The sequence below is a fragment of the Sphingomonas cavernae genome (genome assembly GCF_003590775.1).
Classification (GTDB): Bacteria; Pseudomonadota; Alphaproteobacteria; order Sphingomonadales; family Sphingomonadaceae; genus Sphingobium_A; species Sphingobium_A cavernae.
On sequence record NZ_QYUM01000003.1, the window covers coordinates 188,985 to 203,457 of the forward strand.

Annotated in this window: 13 protein-coding genes; 10 read left to right on the plus strand and 3 right to left on the minus strand. The window is 65.1% G+C overall.

Annotated elements, in window-relative coordinates; genetic code table 11:
- Positions 1 to 203: 203 nt before the first annotated feature.
- Positions 204 to 563: a hypothetical protein gene (locus D3876_RS08555; protein WP_119761402.1), complete on the plus strand. Its 360-nt coding sequence runs from the start codon at positions 204 to 206 to the stop codon at positions 561 to 563.
- 333 nt (positions 564 to 896) lie between these two features.
- Positions 897 to 2,882 (plus strand): relaxase/mobilization nuclease RlxS, encoded by a 1,986-nt coding sequence (rlxS, locus tag D3876_RS08560; protein WP_119761404.1) that lies wholly within the window; start codon positions 897 to 899, stop codon positions 2,880 to 2,882.
- A 106-nt stretch (positions 2,883 to 2,988) separates the two neighbouring features.
- Here rlxS and D3876_RS21220 read toward each other — a convergent pair whose 3' ends face one another.
- The 3 genes from D3876_RS21220 to D3876_RS08570 form a co-directional block, all read right to left on the minus strand.
- The gene (locus D3876_RS21220) at positions 2,989 to 3,519 is read right to left on the minus strand and encodes a nucleotidyl transferase AbiEii/AbiGii toxin family protein (protein WP_420801950.1); all 531 of its coding nucleotides are present in this window, start codon (positions 3,517 to 3,519) and stop codon (positions 2,989 to 2,991) included.
- A gap of 223 nt (positions 3,520 to 3,742) precedes the next feature.
- Positions 3,743 to 4,042, minus strand: a complete 300-nt coding sequence (locus D3876_RS21225; protein WP_420801951.1) for a nucleotidyl transferase AbiEii/AbiGii toxin family protein — start codon at positions 4,040 to 4,042, stop codon at positions 3,743 to 3,745.
- Positions 4,039 to 4,692: a DUF6088 family protein gene (locus D3876_RS08570; protein ID WP_119761406.1), complete on the minus strand. Its 654-nt coding sequence runs from the start codon at positions 4,690 to 4,692 to the stop codon at positions 4,039 to 4,041. Before D3876_RS08570 ends, D3876_RS21225 begins: the two co-directional genes overlap by 4 nt.
- Before the next feature lie 540 nt (positions 4,693 to 5,232).
- Here D3876_RS08570 and D3876_RS08575 point away from each other — a divergent pair.
- From D3876_RS08575 to D3876_RS08610, 8 genes are all read left to right on the plus strand, one after another.
- Entirely contained in the window at positions 5,233 to 6,051 is an 819-nt protein-coding gene (locus D3876_RS08575; protein WP_147417620.1) for an RNA polymerase sigma factor, read from the plus strand.
- Positions 6,044 to 6,631 (plus strand): hypothetical protein, encoded by a 588-nt coding sequence (locus tag D3876_RS08580; protein ID WP_119761410.1) that lies wholly within the window; start codon positions 6,044 to 6,046, stop codon positions 6,629 to 6,631. The genes D3876_RS08575 and D3876_RS08580 overlap by 8 nt, the downstream gene beginning before the upstream one ends.
- 9 nt (positions 6,632 to 6,640) lie before the next feature.
- Positions 6,641 to 10,039 carry an ATP-dependent helicase gene (locus D3876_RS08585; protein WP_119761412.1) on the plus strand — a complete coding sequence of 1,133 codons (3,399 nt, stop codon included), beginning with the start codon at positions 6,641 to 6,643 and terminating at the stop codon, positions 10,037 to 10,039.
- An 83-nt stretch (positions 10,040 to 10,122) separates the two neighbouring features.
- The gene (locus D3876_RS08590; RefSeq protein WP_119761414.1) at positions 10,123 to 10,869 is read left to right on the plus strand and encodes a multiubiquitin domain-containing protein; all 747 of its coding nucleotides are present in this window, start codon (positions 10,123 to 10,125) and stop codon (positions 10,867 to 10,869) included.
- Entirely contained in the window at positions 10,869 to 11,252 is a 384-nt protein-coding gene (locus tag D3876_RS08595) for an E2/UBC family protein (RefSeq protein ID WP_119761416.1), read from the plus strand. Before D3876_RS08590 ends, D3876_RS08595 begins: the two co-directional genes overlap by 1 nt.
- Positions 11,249 to 12,595: a HesA/MoeB/ThiF family protein gene (locus D3876_RS08600; RefSeq protein ID WP_182911957.1), complete on the plus strand. Its 1,347-nt coding sequence runs from the start codon at positions 11,249 to 11,251 to the stop codon at positions 12,593 to 12,595. Before D3876_RS08595 ends, D3876_RS08600 begins: the two co-directional genes overlap by 4 nt.
- Before the next feature lie 14 nt (positions 12,596 to 12,609).
- On the plus strand, positions 12,610 to 13,128 hold the full coding sequence (locus D3876_RS08605; protein WP_119761420.1) for a ubiquitination-like system serine protease family protein: 519 nt from the start codon (positions 12,610 to 12,612) through the stop codon (positions 13,126 to 13,128).
- A gap of 92 nt (positions 13,129 to 13,220) precedes the next feature.
- Complete coding sequence (locus tag D3876_RS08610; protein WP_182911958.1) at positions 13,221 to 14,471, plus strand: metallophosphoesterase family protein; 1,251 nt, start codon at positions 13,221 to 13,223, stop codon at positions 14,469 to 14,471.
- The last annotated feature ends 2 nt before the right edge of the window (positions 14,472 to 14,473 follow it).

A 14,473-nucleotide genomic window follows, 5' to 3' on the forward strand; every position in this document is an offset into this window, starting at 1 on the left:
GCTCGTCTCGGCAAGGCCCAGCATGACGGGCGGCGGCGCGGCTGTACAAGGCCGGCGGCCCCTCCAATTTGGCTATCGCCAAATCGGTTCCTCCGCCGCCGCTTGCGCGGCGCGGGGCTCCGCCCCGCGGCCCTGACAGCCGCGCCGCCGCCCGTCCTCGAAGCTTCGTCCTCGTTGCGAGGGTTAAGGCTCAGGAGGTTCTCATGACAGCGATCCCGACCATAGAACGTGTGAAGGATGACCCTTTTCCGGCATTGGTTTCGGACCTTGAAATCGAGTTTGGCACGGCCGGAATCGAAGCGCTGGCAACCTATTTTCTCGAAGCGGAAGCAGCGGATTTCCACTGGGATGCTCGCATGAACGAGCAGCATCTGGGTGCTTATGAGAGCGTTGACGGCGATGATTTCGAGCTGGATCGCGTGGCAATCATCGGCTGGATCGCGGGCCGCTGGTATGTCGCGGCCTGCATCGTCGACGGCGATGGCGCAGTGCACGACATGATCGACCTTCAGCACTTCGAGAGCGCAGGGCAAGCCGAGGGGGCGTTCGACGACATGCATTGAACCTTATCACATGAGGAGCGGCGCTTCGACGGCGTCGCTCATTCTTTTGGCCTCGGCTCGCCGAAGGGGGATGGGGGATGAAATCGGGAAATGAGCGGGTTTTGGGCGCGTAAGGCAAGATGAAGCAATGGTGCCATCCTGCGGGACGTCACCATAACTCTTTGTCTGCACATCTTTTTCCCCTGGAATTTTGGCTAATTTTGGCACCATGGGTTTTGCGACAGTGCCATGGCCGGCTGCGCGCGGCGGAAATGCTTGTCCTTTCTGGCACCGGTTTTCAGCCGCTTGAATGCGGCCCATGCTGGCTGCCCACCCCCTCAAAACAGGTTCGCCATGAGCAACGAAGACGAGTTCGAACCGCGCCTTGGCCGCATGCGCGCCCGCACCGGTAATCACGGCTGCAAATATCTTCACCGCGTCCTCGCTGCCGCCAACCTCGCACGCGGTGGCAGCGCGATGCCGGGCGGTCGAACCCGCCGCTTCGACGGCAGCCGGATCGGACGCGGTGCGGGCATCGGGCGCGTGCTCGCGAGCCGCGACAGGTATGCCGCATTCCGCCAGCGCCGCGTCATCATCAAGTCGCGCATCGTGAAACTCGCGGGCAAGGGGCTCGCCGGCGCGCGTGCCCATCTTCGTTATATCGAGCGCGACGGCACGACGCGGGGTGGCGGGCGCGGCGAGCTCTACGGTGCGGACAGCGACAAGGTCGACGGCAGGGCCTTCCTCGACAGGGGCGCTCAAGACCGCCACCAGTTCCGCTTCATCGTCTCCCCGGAAGACGGCGCCGAATATGAAGATCTGAAACCGCTCACGCGCCGGCTGATGGCCCGCATGGAAGAAGATCTCGGGACAAAGCTCGACTGGGTGGCGGTCGATCATTTCAATACCGGTCATCCCCACACTCATATCGTGGTGCGTGGGCGTGACGATCGGGGCAAGGATCTGATCATTGCCCGCGAATATATCACGCAGGGCATGCGCGAGCGCGCCGCCGAGCTCGTCGATCTCGATCTCGGACCGCGCTCGACGAGCGACATTGAGGACAGGCTTCGCGGCGAGGTCGATCAGGAGCGGCTGACCAGCATCGATCGCGCCCTGCTTCGCGACGTCGATGAGGCCGGACTGGTGAGCGCGGCGGGGCGCGACGCATTGGACCAGACCATCCGCATGGGACGGCTGCGCAAACTGGAGCGGCTGGGGCTTGCCCAGCTCGCGAACAAAATGCTCTGGGGGCTAGACCCCGATCTTGCCGGCACGCTCAGGCGCATGGGTGAGCGCGGCGACATCATCCGCACGATGCAGCGCGCTTTTACCGCACGGGGGCACGCGCCCGCACTCGCCGACCAGGCTATCTATGACCCCGGCGTGCCAGGCGCGCGGCCGCTCGTCGGACGCGTGATCGAGCGCGGCCTGTCGGATGAGCTCAATGATCGCCATTATCTGCTCGTCGAGGCGACCGATGGACGCACCCATTATGTCGAAATCGGCCGGGGCGAAAATGTCGATATGCTCGCGAGCGGCGCGATCGTGCGGATCGAGCCATTCGCGAGCGGTGTCCGCGAAGCCGATCGCACCGTTGCCACGGTCGCCGCCGCCAATGGCGGACGCTACGACATCGACGCGCATCTCTCATACGACGCCACCGCCACCGAAGCCTTTGCCGAAACCCATGTGCACCGCCTTGAGGCGATGCGGCGGTTGACCGGCGGGGTGACTCGCGAGGCCGATGGCACCTGGATCATCGAGCCTGACCATCTCGAGCGCGCGGCCACCTATGAGGCGGCGCGCGCAAGGGATCGGCCGGTGATGGTCGAGGCGCTGTCGTCGCAGCCTCTGGGCAAGCTGATCGAGGCAGACGCCGCGACCTGGCTCGACCGAGAGTTGATCGCCGCCGATCCGGTCCCCTTGCGCGATGCTGGATTTGGGGCTGACGCGCGCGATGCGCAGGCACGGCGACGCCAGTGGCTGATCGCGCAAGGGCTCGCCGAGGACACGGGCGGTCAGACCGCCTATCGGGCGGGCATGATCGACCTGCTCCGGCGTCGTGAGCTGTTGCGGACGGCCACCCAGCTTTCACGCGAGCTGGGGATGGCGTTCGCCGAAACCATGGACGGCGAACAGATCAGCGGCATCTATCGCCGGCCCATTGATATCATGGGTGGGCGTCTCGCGCTGATCGAGAAGTCGAGGGAGTTCACGCTGGTGCCGTGGCGACCGGATTTGGATCGTCATGTCGGCAAGAGTGTTTCGGGCATCATGCGCGGTGACGGCATAAGCTGGACGAACGGGCGGCAGCGCAGCGGGCCGAGTATTTCGTGAGGCGGTCGAAAGACGCCAATCTGCTGATAGGCTCGGAAGGGCCAACCGCCTCCGGGCGGCTCCAAGGATCTTTCGAGGATCAGCCGCCCCCTGTCAGCCATGCGTTTCAGTCTTGCAGGTGCTCGGCATTCAGCCTCGACTGCAACGTTGCGACACTTTCGATCACCGCATCGAAATCGGGCACCGCGCCGAAGATCATGGTACTCATGGCTGCATAGTCGCGCCGTAGATCATCATACATGGCGCCCTCGGGGCACAGCGCGAAGCTGGGTGCTTCCGCAGACGCAAGGTCGAAATCGGGCCTGTTGAAGAACATGCGCGCGTGCGCGACGCAGTCGGCACCCAGTGATGGGTTAGCCAAAGCCTTCTCACCAGCGTCGGATGTCAGGAGCATGTGAACGTCGTAATAATGACGGGACACGCGGTGCCCGTTGCCGCGCAGCCCACCGCGGATATCGAACCAGCGGCGCAACCCGTGCAGGATCACGACCTTATCCCAGAAGGTGCGCTCAGCATCGACGATCGTGACGTTCGAAACGATCAGATCCAGATCGGGAGCGTCCTCGTCAACATAGGGACGGATGCTATGGACCGCGTTGGGATCGAGTGCGGATTTGGCGCCGGACTCGATCTTCACGCTTTGTCGATATAGCCGTCGGTGGGCGTCGCGGTTGGATAATGAACCAGCAGCGTCTGGCTGTCTGCGTCGTGCGGCGCGATGCGGAATCGGTCGGCGGGCAAGCCGGTCCGTTCAGCGGTGGCGGCGGCGATCGAGGACAGCTGCTCCAGAAGCGGCCCGTTGATATAGGCTTCGCACGCCGCCTTGATCGCGTCGAGTGCGGCGTCGCGCTTCTTGCGACTCAGCGCCTGCAGCTCTCGACGCTCGCGGCTTTGCCGAGGTCGTCGCGGAACACCGTGACATCGATATCTTCAGAGAAGCGACGGATCAGCCCGAAGCCCTTGGATAGCGAGGTGCCACCCTTGAACAGCAGCCTTGGCCCGTCCGGAAGGCCGTTGAAGAGCGAGTCCAGCGTCCAGCAGACCCAGAAGTCCTTTTCGGCATTTTGCGGAGTTGTGCCGAGGCGCAGCGCGGTCGCGGTGAAGAGACCCGCCCGCGTGTCCTGATCGGCGGACAGGATCACATCATAGTTCAGATTCATGCGGCTTTGGGCTCGTCGGTGAGGATGCTTCTCAGATAGTCCTGCATCCAGGCCGGCAATGTCGACATTCCGTCGCGCAGGTCCTTGCGCAGCCGTGCGCCGTCCGGCTCGCGCCGGAGAAGCTGCTGGAGCCTGTAGCGGATGACTTGGTTCTCCTCGACGTCTGTCGTGGCGTCGCGCAGCCAGTGAAGCGCCTGCACGATTCGCATCGCCGGGCGACCAGCCCAAAAGAGCTTGCTGGCGGCCGTAGGCCGGAAGCTGATGTCGAGATTGCCGAGATGGACCGGCTTCAGTCGGGCGTCGGTGTGGACGACGATCTTTGCTGGAACCGCATTGGTGAGACCAAGATCGTTGGCGGCGGTCATGCCGTCGACCAGAACCCGAATCTGGTCGCGGCGGGTGATCGCCTCGACCACTTGGCGTGGATCGGGGGGATTGGGCGCCTTGGTGAGGCGGTTGAAGGCCGGCTTGTCGTATAGGCCTCTGTCGAGCCGGCGGAGCGTGCTGGCCGCGACAAGACGCTGGAGGACCTTATCGACGGCGGCGCGCGTGGCGAGGTCGAGAAAGTCCGCCGCCGTCCATACAGCTCGTGGCACACCGGTGGCGATCCGCTCGAGGACGCAGCTCTTCAGGTCGTTCGTCTTCCTCATTTGTCCGAAATTTGTATATATTTTTCGGACAAGTTGCAACCAATGTCCGAAATTTGTGGTCATATTTCGGACAAAAGGGTCGTCGAAATTCGAGCGGACCCAGTCAGGCTTCAGAGTGGATTCTCCCGCATCATGCTGTCAATGCGGCCGGCAACGTCGCGCCAATGGCGGTTAGCGCCGCCATCTCGGACATTTGTGCGCCCAACCTCGCTTCCTATAAGCTGCCGTCTGTTCATGTATCGCAAGATCGGCCGAAGCTGGGCCGCTAGCTGACAGACGCCTTGCGGGCTGCACTGACACGTTTGCTGTCGTCCGGGCACAGCATGCCCGACAACCGAGATTCTCCAGATCGAAATCGTCGGGGTTGCTTGCTGCTAAGCGAAGTCGAATCTAAAGGTCTCTGGAAATAAAGCCGCGAGGTGTTGATGGATTTGGCGAGAACATCGCGACTTGATGCTTCGGCTTTCGGCAAGAATGCCAAGGCTCCGGGTATGGTAGCCGGATTGTGCGCTGCCGCAAGCATGCTGGACACCGCTGTCGATGAGAGATGAGGGGGTCATCCACCCAACGCCGCTCACCCGCAAGCGCCGTGACGGCACACGGTACACCCGTAGGCCGGAGATCGAGATGGCGCTCCAGTCGCTGCTCGCTATGTCTCGCGACGACTTGCAGAAGGTTATCGCGATCCGCGATCCCTCGGCGGCCGGATATGTCCCGTCCGAATGCCTCGTCCATCTCATCCGTCGGACACGGATCGACAACTCCGAAAGCCAGTTCGACCGTCTTTATCGCGAGATCATGCGTCGCATCGATGCGGTCATGCCCCGCGTGCAGGGCGAACGGATGGACAAGGCGGAGAACATCCACGCAGCAGGTGCCCGCGACCGGGTGCGTGACGCCTTCAACGAGCGGCTTGCCTCCGATCGGAACGAGCCCGGCCCCGGGCTCGATTACTTCGAGGTCATGTTCGCCGACGCCATCGCCGCGCTGCGCGCCAGCGCCTTGCGCAAGACGGGGCGGGAGGCGAGGCGCACCGAGCCGATCGAACGCAACCCGGAGACCAATGAGCCATCGCTGGCGGTCGAACGCGCCGTCGGAAGCCTCGACATAGAGGAGATGCTGCTCTCGGACGATCCGATCTACCGGTCCCGCGTCGCCGCCGCGATTGACGCCCTACCGGACAAGCAGCGGAGGGTTATCGAGATGATCAGACAGGGAATGCAGTTGGACTCTTCGGACGATGCGGTGCTTTCCATACGCAAAGTGCTCGACGTTGCGGAGAAGACCGTCCGTAACCGCCGCGACGCGGCGATCGAGAGCATCCGGAAGACATTAGAGATTGGAAGCGCAGATGACTGATCCCGATCGAGAAAATGCCGAGGATATCCTATTGGAGTTCGCGGCCGAGCCCGAGCACGATCGCGAGACACTCGAGCGGTATCTGCGCGACCATCCCCGCCTCGCCGATCAACTCGTGGACCTGTCGCTCGAACTGCGTTTGCAGCGGACGACCTCGGCTCAGAGCGTCCCGGAGGACGAGGAGTGGGTCGAGACGTCGTTGAAGTCCTTCAAGACCATGATGGGCGCCGGATCAGCGACCGCGACCGCCGCCGACCCGTTCGCCCCACATTCTTCGACGGCACTGGTCGCGATACGAAAGAGGCTCGGCGTACCCAGCGCGGTCATGCACGGATTCCGGACCCGCATCGTTGATGTGGCAACGGTACCGGCCCGCTTCCTCGACATGCTCGCGCGCGAACTCGGCTCCAGCGCCGAAGGTCTGCGCGGCTTCCTCGCCCGGCCCCCACAGCTGGCGGTAGGGCTGAGCTACAAGGCGGACGAGGCTCCGACCCTCGAAGGACAGCGCATCTCCTTCGAGAAGCTCCTCCTGGATGCCCGCGTTCCGGAAGAGGATCGCGTGCGTCTGCTCGCGGAATAGGACCGGCGCGTGGACGCCATCGAACTCGCGAGGCAGCATGCCGCACGCCTCCACGACGCGGTGGTGGCGGACGGGACCGATGCATGGAACCCTCTCGCCGTCGCGACGGCCGTGGCAAAGGCGAAGGAACTGGACGTCGAGCCCATCGAACCGGGCAGCCCTCTTCTGTCGGATGGTCGGGCCCACTTCGATCCGACGGCGCGCGCGATCCGGCACGAGGATTGTGGTGACGACTTCCACAAGGCCTTTCTCATCTCCCACGAGCTCGGGCACGCATCGTTGGGCGACGACCGCGTCGAGCACACGGCGCACAAGATCGATCCCGCCCGGTCGTCCGAAGCCGCGCCGGTCGGCGAGGACAGGGTCACCGACTACAGCAGACGGCAGCGCCGGGAGGTCCAGATGGACCTGTTCGGGCGCGAACTGCTCCTTCCGCGCCATCGGGTTCGCGCCCTGCATCTCGACGGGATGACCGCCACTCAGATCGCGGAACGGCTGGGCGCGCCATTCGAGGTCGTGGCCCAGCAGTTGCTGGACGCGCTGCTCCTTCCGCCCATCGCGCACGAGGAACCGGCATTAGCCCCGGCGCCGGTAAGGCAGCTGAACAACGAGCAGCGCGCAGCGGCGTCGTACCGTGGTCCCGCCTATCTGCTGGAGGCGGGACCCGGCACCGGGAAGACCCAGACGCTGGTGGAGCGGGTGACGTTGCTCGTCGACGAGGGCGTCGATCCGCGCTCGATCCTCGTCCTCACCTTCTCCAACAAGGCGGCCGGGGAGCTGTCGGATCGGATCGCCTCCCTGCGACCGGAGGCTGCGTCCGCCATGTGGATCGGCACCTTCCACGCGTTCGGTTTGGACCTAGTACGCCGACGTCATCGCGACCTTGGTTACGATCGCGAACCCCGCCTGATGGACCGGTCCGAGGCGATTGCGTTGCTGGAGCATGAGTACCTGTCGCTCGGTCTCGTCCACCATCAGGAGCTGTGGGATCCGGCGCGGCCGCTGAAGGACATGCTCTCGGCCATATCGCGGGCGAAGGACGAGGTCGCCGATGCGACGAGGTTCGCCGACCTCTCGCGCCTGATGCTCGATGCCGCGACAACTGTCGAGGAGCGCGAGGCGGCGGAGCGCTGCGGGGAGGTAGCGCTCGTGTACGAGCGCTACGAGCAACTGAAGCGCTGCGCGGTTGCCATCGACTTCGGCGACCTCGTCGCCCTTCCCGTCACACTCCTCGAAAGCATGCCGTCGATCGCTCAGGAACTGCGCGGCATCCATCAGCACGTCCTCGTCGACGAGTATCAGGACGTGAACCGCAGCAGCGTTCGGCTCCTCCAGTTGCTGACCGATGGCGGCCGCGACCTATGGGCGGTGGGTGATGCGCGACAGGCGATCTACCGCTTCCGCGGTGCGTCCTCCTACAACATGTCGCGCTTCGCCGAGGACTTCCCGGGAGCGCAGGGGGGAAGGCTCCGGGTCAACTACCGCTCAACCCCTGAAATCGTCGCGTCATTCTCCGCCTTCGGGCAGGACATGGCCGCTGGCACGGGCGACGCCAGCCTCGAAGCGAACCGGCCTAGAAGCGGCAGCCGCCCGGATCACGTGACGTTCGGCGACAACGACGATGAAGCGGACGCGCTGGCCGACGAGATTCTGGCGCTTAAGCCTTCGATCGGCTTCCGGGGGCAGGCGGTGCTCTGCCCCGGCAATGATCGCCTCGCCCGGCTCGGCGGTGAACTCGAACGTCGCGGTATACCCGTACTCTACCTGGGCAATCTGTTCGACAGGCCTGAGGTCAAGGATCTGCTGGCCCTGCTTTCGCTGCTCGTCGACCGGCGGGCCATGGCGCTTGTGCGCCATCCGACGCTGCCGGGACTCGACGCACGCCTCGGGCTCACGGGTGCCGCGGCCGTCGTCGAGCACCTCCGCCAGAGCGACGTGGCACCGCTCGCGTGGACGTCTCGGCCCAGTGAAATCACCGGGGTCACGGACGAAGACGCGGCGGTCCTCTCGGATCTCGCCGTCGTGCTGACCGGATTCAGCGAGGAGAGCCGCCCCTGGCCGGTGCTCGCCCGCGTCCTGCTGGACCGGACCCGCGCCGCCGCACTGCTCTCCGAGGCAGACGACGTCGCGGGACGCTCGATGGGCGTGGCCGTCTGGCAGTTCATGGGCTTCCTGCGAGCCGCACGACCCGGCCAGGGCCTACCTATCCAGAACCTCCTCGACTCCATCCGGCGTCTCGTGATGCTCGCCGACGAGCGAGATCTGCGGCAGCTGCCGATCGCAGCCCAAGGTATCGACGCGGTCCGCCTGATGACGATCCATGGCAGCAAGGGCCTGGAGTTTCCGGCGGTCCACGTGATGGGGCTCAACAAGAACTCCATGCCGCGGGCCGCCCGACGCCCCGCCTGTCCCGTACCGGACGGCATGATCGACGGCGCCGAGGGCGGCACCGTCGCCATCGCCAAAGCAGACCATGAGCTCGAACAGGAATGCCTGTTCTACGTCGCAGCATCCCGCGCGCGCGATCGACTGCTCGTCTATTCCGCGACGAAGGATGCGGGCGGCAGGAATCGCAATCCGTCCCCCTATGTCGCAAGACTCGCACCGATCACGCAGCGGTCAGCGACCAAGCACGTCGACCGCCAACCCGACCCCGAACTCCTCCCGCTGCCGATCCGCGTCGGGCCACCTCTCGTCCTGACCACCGCGCAGCTGGACCTGTACACCCGCTGCCCGCGCCGCTTCCTATACACGCATGTTCTCGGGACCGGCGGGAAGCGGACGCCCACCACGCTCTCGCGGATGCACGACATCGTACGCGCGGTGGTGAACGACATGGCCCGCATCGAGCCCGACGCGTGCACGCAGATGGAGGCGGAGGAGATGCTCGCCGCCGCCTGGTCGATCAGCCCGTTGGCGGGAGAGGAATACCGTCTCCATCGCGAGGCCGCCCTGCTTCTCGTGCAACGCTTCGCGTCTTCACGCGCGGGCGGGCGGCGCGTCGAGATCGAGGCGTTCCAGGCGGTCATCCGCGACGATGTGGTGACCGCACGGGCGGACGACGTCATCGTTGGGAGTGACGGAAGGCACATGGCGCGCGTCGTGCGGACGGGGCACGCCTCTTCTAGCGCCGGGCAGGGGCTCGCCGATGCGGCATTCCAGATGGCCGCCGCCAGCATGCCTCATTGCGGCATCGAGATCCTCCATCTGTCGGACGCCGGTCCGGCCATCGCAGTCGCCTTCGACGCCAACAAACTCGGCAAACAGCGCGAGAAGCTGGTGACGGCGCTTGCGGAAATTAGCGCCGGTCGCTTCGCCCCGGAGCGTTCGGAACGAACATGCCCGTTTTGCCCGGCGTTCTACACCTGCGGCCCGATCGCCTGCGGGTCGCTGCAAAAAAATCTCTGAGGGAATTACCGGTCGTCCCTGGCTGGGGGATTTGCCCTTTGAGACCGCCGCATGCCGCCGCGGTCGCGATGAGGTAAACACAGATGACCCCCACCGAAATCCTGATCGACGTCGACGACGTCTCCGATGCCATCCTCGAAGGCCGCGCGCTGCGTCCGGGGCGCTACCGCGTCTCTTTTGCCATTGACGGCATCGACTTCGCCCCCACTATCCTCGACGATCCGGTTCCGCTCGGCCGGCAGATCCAGAAGGCGGGCGGCGCCACCCCGATCGACAACTTCGCTCTGTTCACCATCACGAGCGAAGGCGACTTCGAGGACGTCCGTCCCGACGAGGAGGTCGACCTGCATGGCCGCGGCGTCCACCGCTTCATCGCCTTCAGCGGCGACCCGTTGTATCGGGTGAAGCTCAACGACAGCCGCATCGTCTGGGGCATGACCTTGATCCCCGAGACGGTCCTCCGCTCGCTCGCCGGCATCGGCGAGGAGGAGGCGGTCTTCCTCGAAGTCCGCGGCGGCACCGACCGGCTCATCCCGCCCGGCAGCGATGTGGACCTCACCGGCGAAGGGGTCGAGCGCTTCATCACCGCCCCGCACAAGCAGACATACCGCTTCTTCGTGAACGGCAAGCCCTACGAGACCGACAAGAAGAAGCTGACCGGCGCCCAGATCAAGGCGATGGTGCCCGACTGGGATCCGACCCACGATCTCGCGCTGGAGGGCGAAGGGGACGATCCCGACCGGATCATCGCCGACGACGAGACAATCAGCCTCGACCCGAAGCACGGCATCCGCCGCTTCTCGTCGGTGCCGAAGGCGAACTTCGGCTGATGTCCGGCATCCTCACCATGCAGCTGGAGCAGCTGCGGGAGCGCTTCGGCGACGTGCAGTCCCGGCCGATGGCGAGCGGCACCACGCTCGTCGCCGTGCGGGGTGTGCACCTGCCGGAGGGGTGGTCGAAGGCCTCGACCACCATCCGCTTTCTCATCCCGCCGGGATACCCGTTCGCCCAGCTCGACTGCTTCTGGGCGGATGCCGACCTGCGTCTCACCGGCGGGGCGATGCCGCAAAGTTCGGCGCCGAACGGCATCCCCGAGACCACCGAGATGGGTTTGTGGTTCTCCTGGCACCTCACCGGCGCCTGGAACCCCAATCGCGACACGCTCTCCTCATGGATGAACGTCGTGATCGAGCGCATGAGGCAGGTGCGATGAGCGGGATCCGCTTCGCCGCGCCGGCCTACTCCGGCCTGACGTCGAGCTTGCTCGACGCCGACGGCCTGGAGAGCTGCGCCATCGCCTACGCCCATCACGATGCCGCCACCAGCACGTGGATCGTCGGCGACGCCGTGCCGGTGCCGGAGGACGCCTATGAACGCCGGGACTGCGTGTCCGCGGTGCTCAAACCGTCCTTCCTCATCGACGTCGCCAACCGCAGCCGGGTGACCGGCATGGCCGTGATCGCCATCCACACGCATCCGGGCAGCTCGGGATATCCGCACTTCTCGTCGATCGACGACGAGGGCGAGACCGAACTCGCTCCCTATTTCGCCCAGCGCGGGGCGGCCGTGCCGCACGTCGCGCTTGTGATCGGACCGGAGGGCTGCCGTGCCAGGGTGCTCGGTGCGGGGGAGAGCATCGACGTATGGGAGGTGGGAGAGCGGCTCTTGCTTCATTCGCCCATGCCCGGCCGCGCTGCCCAGAAGAGGGACGACCGGCAGGTGCGTGCATTCGGTGAGCCGGGGCAACGCCTGCTGCGTCGGCTCCGCTTCGGCGTCATCGGCGCTGGCGGCACCGGATCACTCGTCTGTCAGCAGCTGGCCCATCTGGGCGCGTCGTGGATCACGGTCATCGACCCCGATCTGGTCGAGGCCACGAACCTCAACCGCCTCGTAGGGTCCGTTCCGTCGGACGTCGGCACACCGAAGGTCGACGTGGCGGCGAGGATGATCCGCGCCATCAACCCCGACGCCACCGTCATCCCCCTACGGGCCGACATCGTCGACGAAGATGTGGCCAAGCTGCTCGCCACGTTCGACTTCGTGCTGCTCTGCACCGACTCCCACGCGAGCCGGGCCGTCGTCTGCCAGGCGGCCTACCAATATCTGGTGCCGGCGATCGACATGGGCGTCAGCATCACCGTCGCGAACGGCGGGGTGACCCACATCACCGGACGTGTGCAGATGCTTGCGCCGGGTCTGCCGTGCCTTACCTGTTCGGGCACACTGGACGGCGAGGTGATCCGGCGCGAGATGCAGACGCCGGAGCAGCGCGCCGCCGATCCCTACGTGCATGGCGTCCGCGAGCCGCAGCCCGCGGTGTTGTCCATCAATTCGACCGTGAGCTCGCTGGCCGTCACTATGCTGCTCGGCGCCGTCACGCCAGTGCCGGTGAAGCCGCGCCACCAGACGTACGACGGTATCCGCGGGAGAGTGAGGGAGATCGCCGTCGCCGTGCAGTCGCAATGCATCGTTTGCTCCCCTGCGGGCGCGCTGGCCAAGGGGCCGACCTGGAACCTGCCGGTCCGTCCGGCCCGTCCTGAGGGGGATGACCGATGAGGCCGCCCGCACACATGATCCGAATGGTTGGGGAGGCCGAATATCGGGATCAAGCGGAGGCCTCCCTTGAGGCCCCGGGCGATGCGTCGATGGTGTTTCGCGCCCGGCCCCGTTCGATAGTGATGGCGTGCCCCGACGGTTGCGGTGAGACGCTCGTGATCAACCTCGACAGCCGCGCTGACAAGGCTTGGCGGCTGGACATGCGTGGCGGAGGATTGACCCTCTTCCCGTCGGTGTGGCGCGACGGGGGGTGCGAGAGCCACTTCATCGTCTGGCGCGGCCGCATCCTTTGGTGCGACAGGTTTGAGGAGGGGAACCGGGAACCGGCCTACGATGCGACGATCGAGCCGACTGTCCTCGCTGCGATGGATCCGATCGAGCCACGCAATGCCGTCGAAATGGCGGATGCGATCGACGAACTCGTGTGGGACGTGAACCGTGCGGCGGATCGCCTTGTAAGTCGAGGGCTCGCTCGCTCGCGCAAGGAAAACGGGGTGTGGGTGTTCACTCGTAAAGACGAAGCTAAAATCTGACGAAGGATCTCTCGATCACTTTCACATTCACTGCCTATCGCAGGGCAAGGGTATTTGCCAACATGCGACATCGACCCAAAAAGGGGGCAACATTGTCAAGCTTTCGATTCCTGCATGCTGCAGACATCCACTTGGACAGCCCATTGCATGGCCTCTCGCGGTATGAAGGGCTGCCTATTGAGGAGATCCGGTCGGCCACACGATCGGCGTTCGACAATTTGATTCAGTGCGCGATCGATGAGGCGGTGGATTTCGTCGTCATCGCCGGCGATCTTTTCGACGGCGATTGGCGCGACATGGGGACCGGACTTTATTTCGCGCGAGCTATGGGCCGGCTCGACCAGGCTGAAATCCCCGCTTTCGTGCTTGCCGGGAACCACGACGCCGCCTCCGTGATCTCACGCACGGTGCCTTGGCCCCCAAACGTGAAGCTCTTCGGTTCCCGCAGGCCCGAGACGCACCGGTTGCCGAACCTCGAGGTCGTCGTGCACGGCCAGAGCTTCTCCACTCCCGCGGTCACCGACAACCTCGTCCTGGCCTATCCGGCGGCCGATGATCACGCCTTCAACATCGGCATGCTGCACACCGCGCTTGCAGGAAGGCCGGGCCACGCCGCTTACGCGCCTTGCAGCTTGGATGACCTTCGCTCCAAGGGCTACGACTACTGGGCACTGGGTCACGTTCACGAGTTCGAGATCGTGAGCCGGGATCCCTACGTGGTCTTCCCAGGCAACGTGCAGGGCAGAACCATTCGAGAGACCGGAGCCAAAGGCGTGGTGATCGTCACGGTGGTCGACCGTGAGGTGACCGCGCTCGAGCGGGTCGAGCTTGATGTCATCCGCTGGATTCGGCTGGATGTCGACTGCGTGGGCGCGCTCGACGATGATGTCGGCGATCTGGTGAGAGCGGAGCTCGGCCGCCTCCACAGTTCAAACGGATCTGGTCGCCCGCTTGTGGCCCGGGTCACACTGGTCGGCGAGACCGTGGCCGCCGGAGCCCTGCACGACCGCGCGGCGTCGCTACGCGACGACGTCCGCGCCATCGCCGGCTCGATCTCGCCCAATCTTTTTGTCGAGAAGGTAAAGGTGCTCGTGAGCGAACCTGCTCGGGAAGGCGTTACCATGGGCGAGGACCTCGGCTTGCTCATCGACGAGGCCGCGACCGACCCCGACCTTGCCGCCGCTATCAAGGCAGATCTCGATAGGTTCATGATCGCTGCCGGCACGACGCTTGGCGAACCGGAGGAGGGCGAACTCCGCTTGTCGGCGGCGCAAGATGATTGGTCGTCCGTCCTCGCGACTGCGTCGACCGCATTGCGATCTCGCCTCACGAGAGGGGCCTGACC

Excerpts from the sequence above, each read along its gene's own strand:
- D3876_RS08555 (WP_119761402.1), top strand. The coding sequence starts at position 204 with ATGACAGCGATCCCGACCATAGAACGTGTGAAGGATGACCCTTTTCCG.
- rlxS (WP_119761404.1), top strand. The coding sequence starts at position 897 with ATGAGCAACGAAGACGAGTTCGAACCGCGCCTTGGCCGCATGCGCGCC.
- D3876_RS21225 (WP_420801951.1), bottom strand. The coding sequence starts at position 4,042 with ATGAATCTGAACTATGATGTGATCCTGTCCGCCGATCAGGACACGCGG.
- D3876_RS08570 (WP_119761406.1), bottom strand. The coding sequence starts at position 4,692 with ATGAGGAAGACGAACGACCTGAAGAGCTGCGTCCTCGAGCGGATCGCC.
- D3876_RS08575 (WP_147417620.1), top strand. The coding sequence starts at position 5,233 with ATGAGAGATGAGGGGGTCATCCACCCAACGCCGCTCACCCGCAAGCGC.
- D3876_RS08580 (WP_119761410.1), top strand. The coding sequence starts at position 6,044 with ATGACTGATCCCGATCGAGAAAATGCCGAGGATATCCTATTGGAGTTC.
- D3876_RS08590 (WP_119761414.1), top strand. The coding sequence starts at position 10,123 with ATGACCCCCACCGAAATCCTGATCGACGTCGACGACGTCTCCGATGCC.
- D3876_RS08595 (WP_119761416.1), top strand. The coding sequence starts at position 10,869 with ATGTCCGGCATCCTCACCATGCAGCTGGAGCAGCTGCGGGAGCGCTTC.
- D3876_RS08600 (WP_182911957.1), top strand. The coding sequence starts at position 11,249 with ATGAGCGGGATCCGCTTCGCCGCGCCGGCCTACTCCGGCCTGACGTCG.
- D3876_RS08605 (WP_119761420.1), top strand. The coding sequence starts at position 12,610 with ATGATCCGAATGGTTGGGGAGGCCGAATATCGGGATCAAGCGGAGGCC.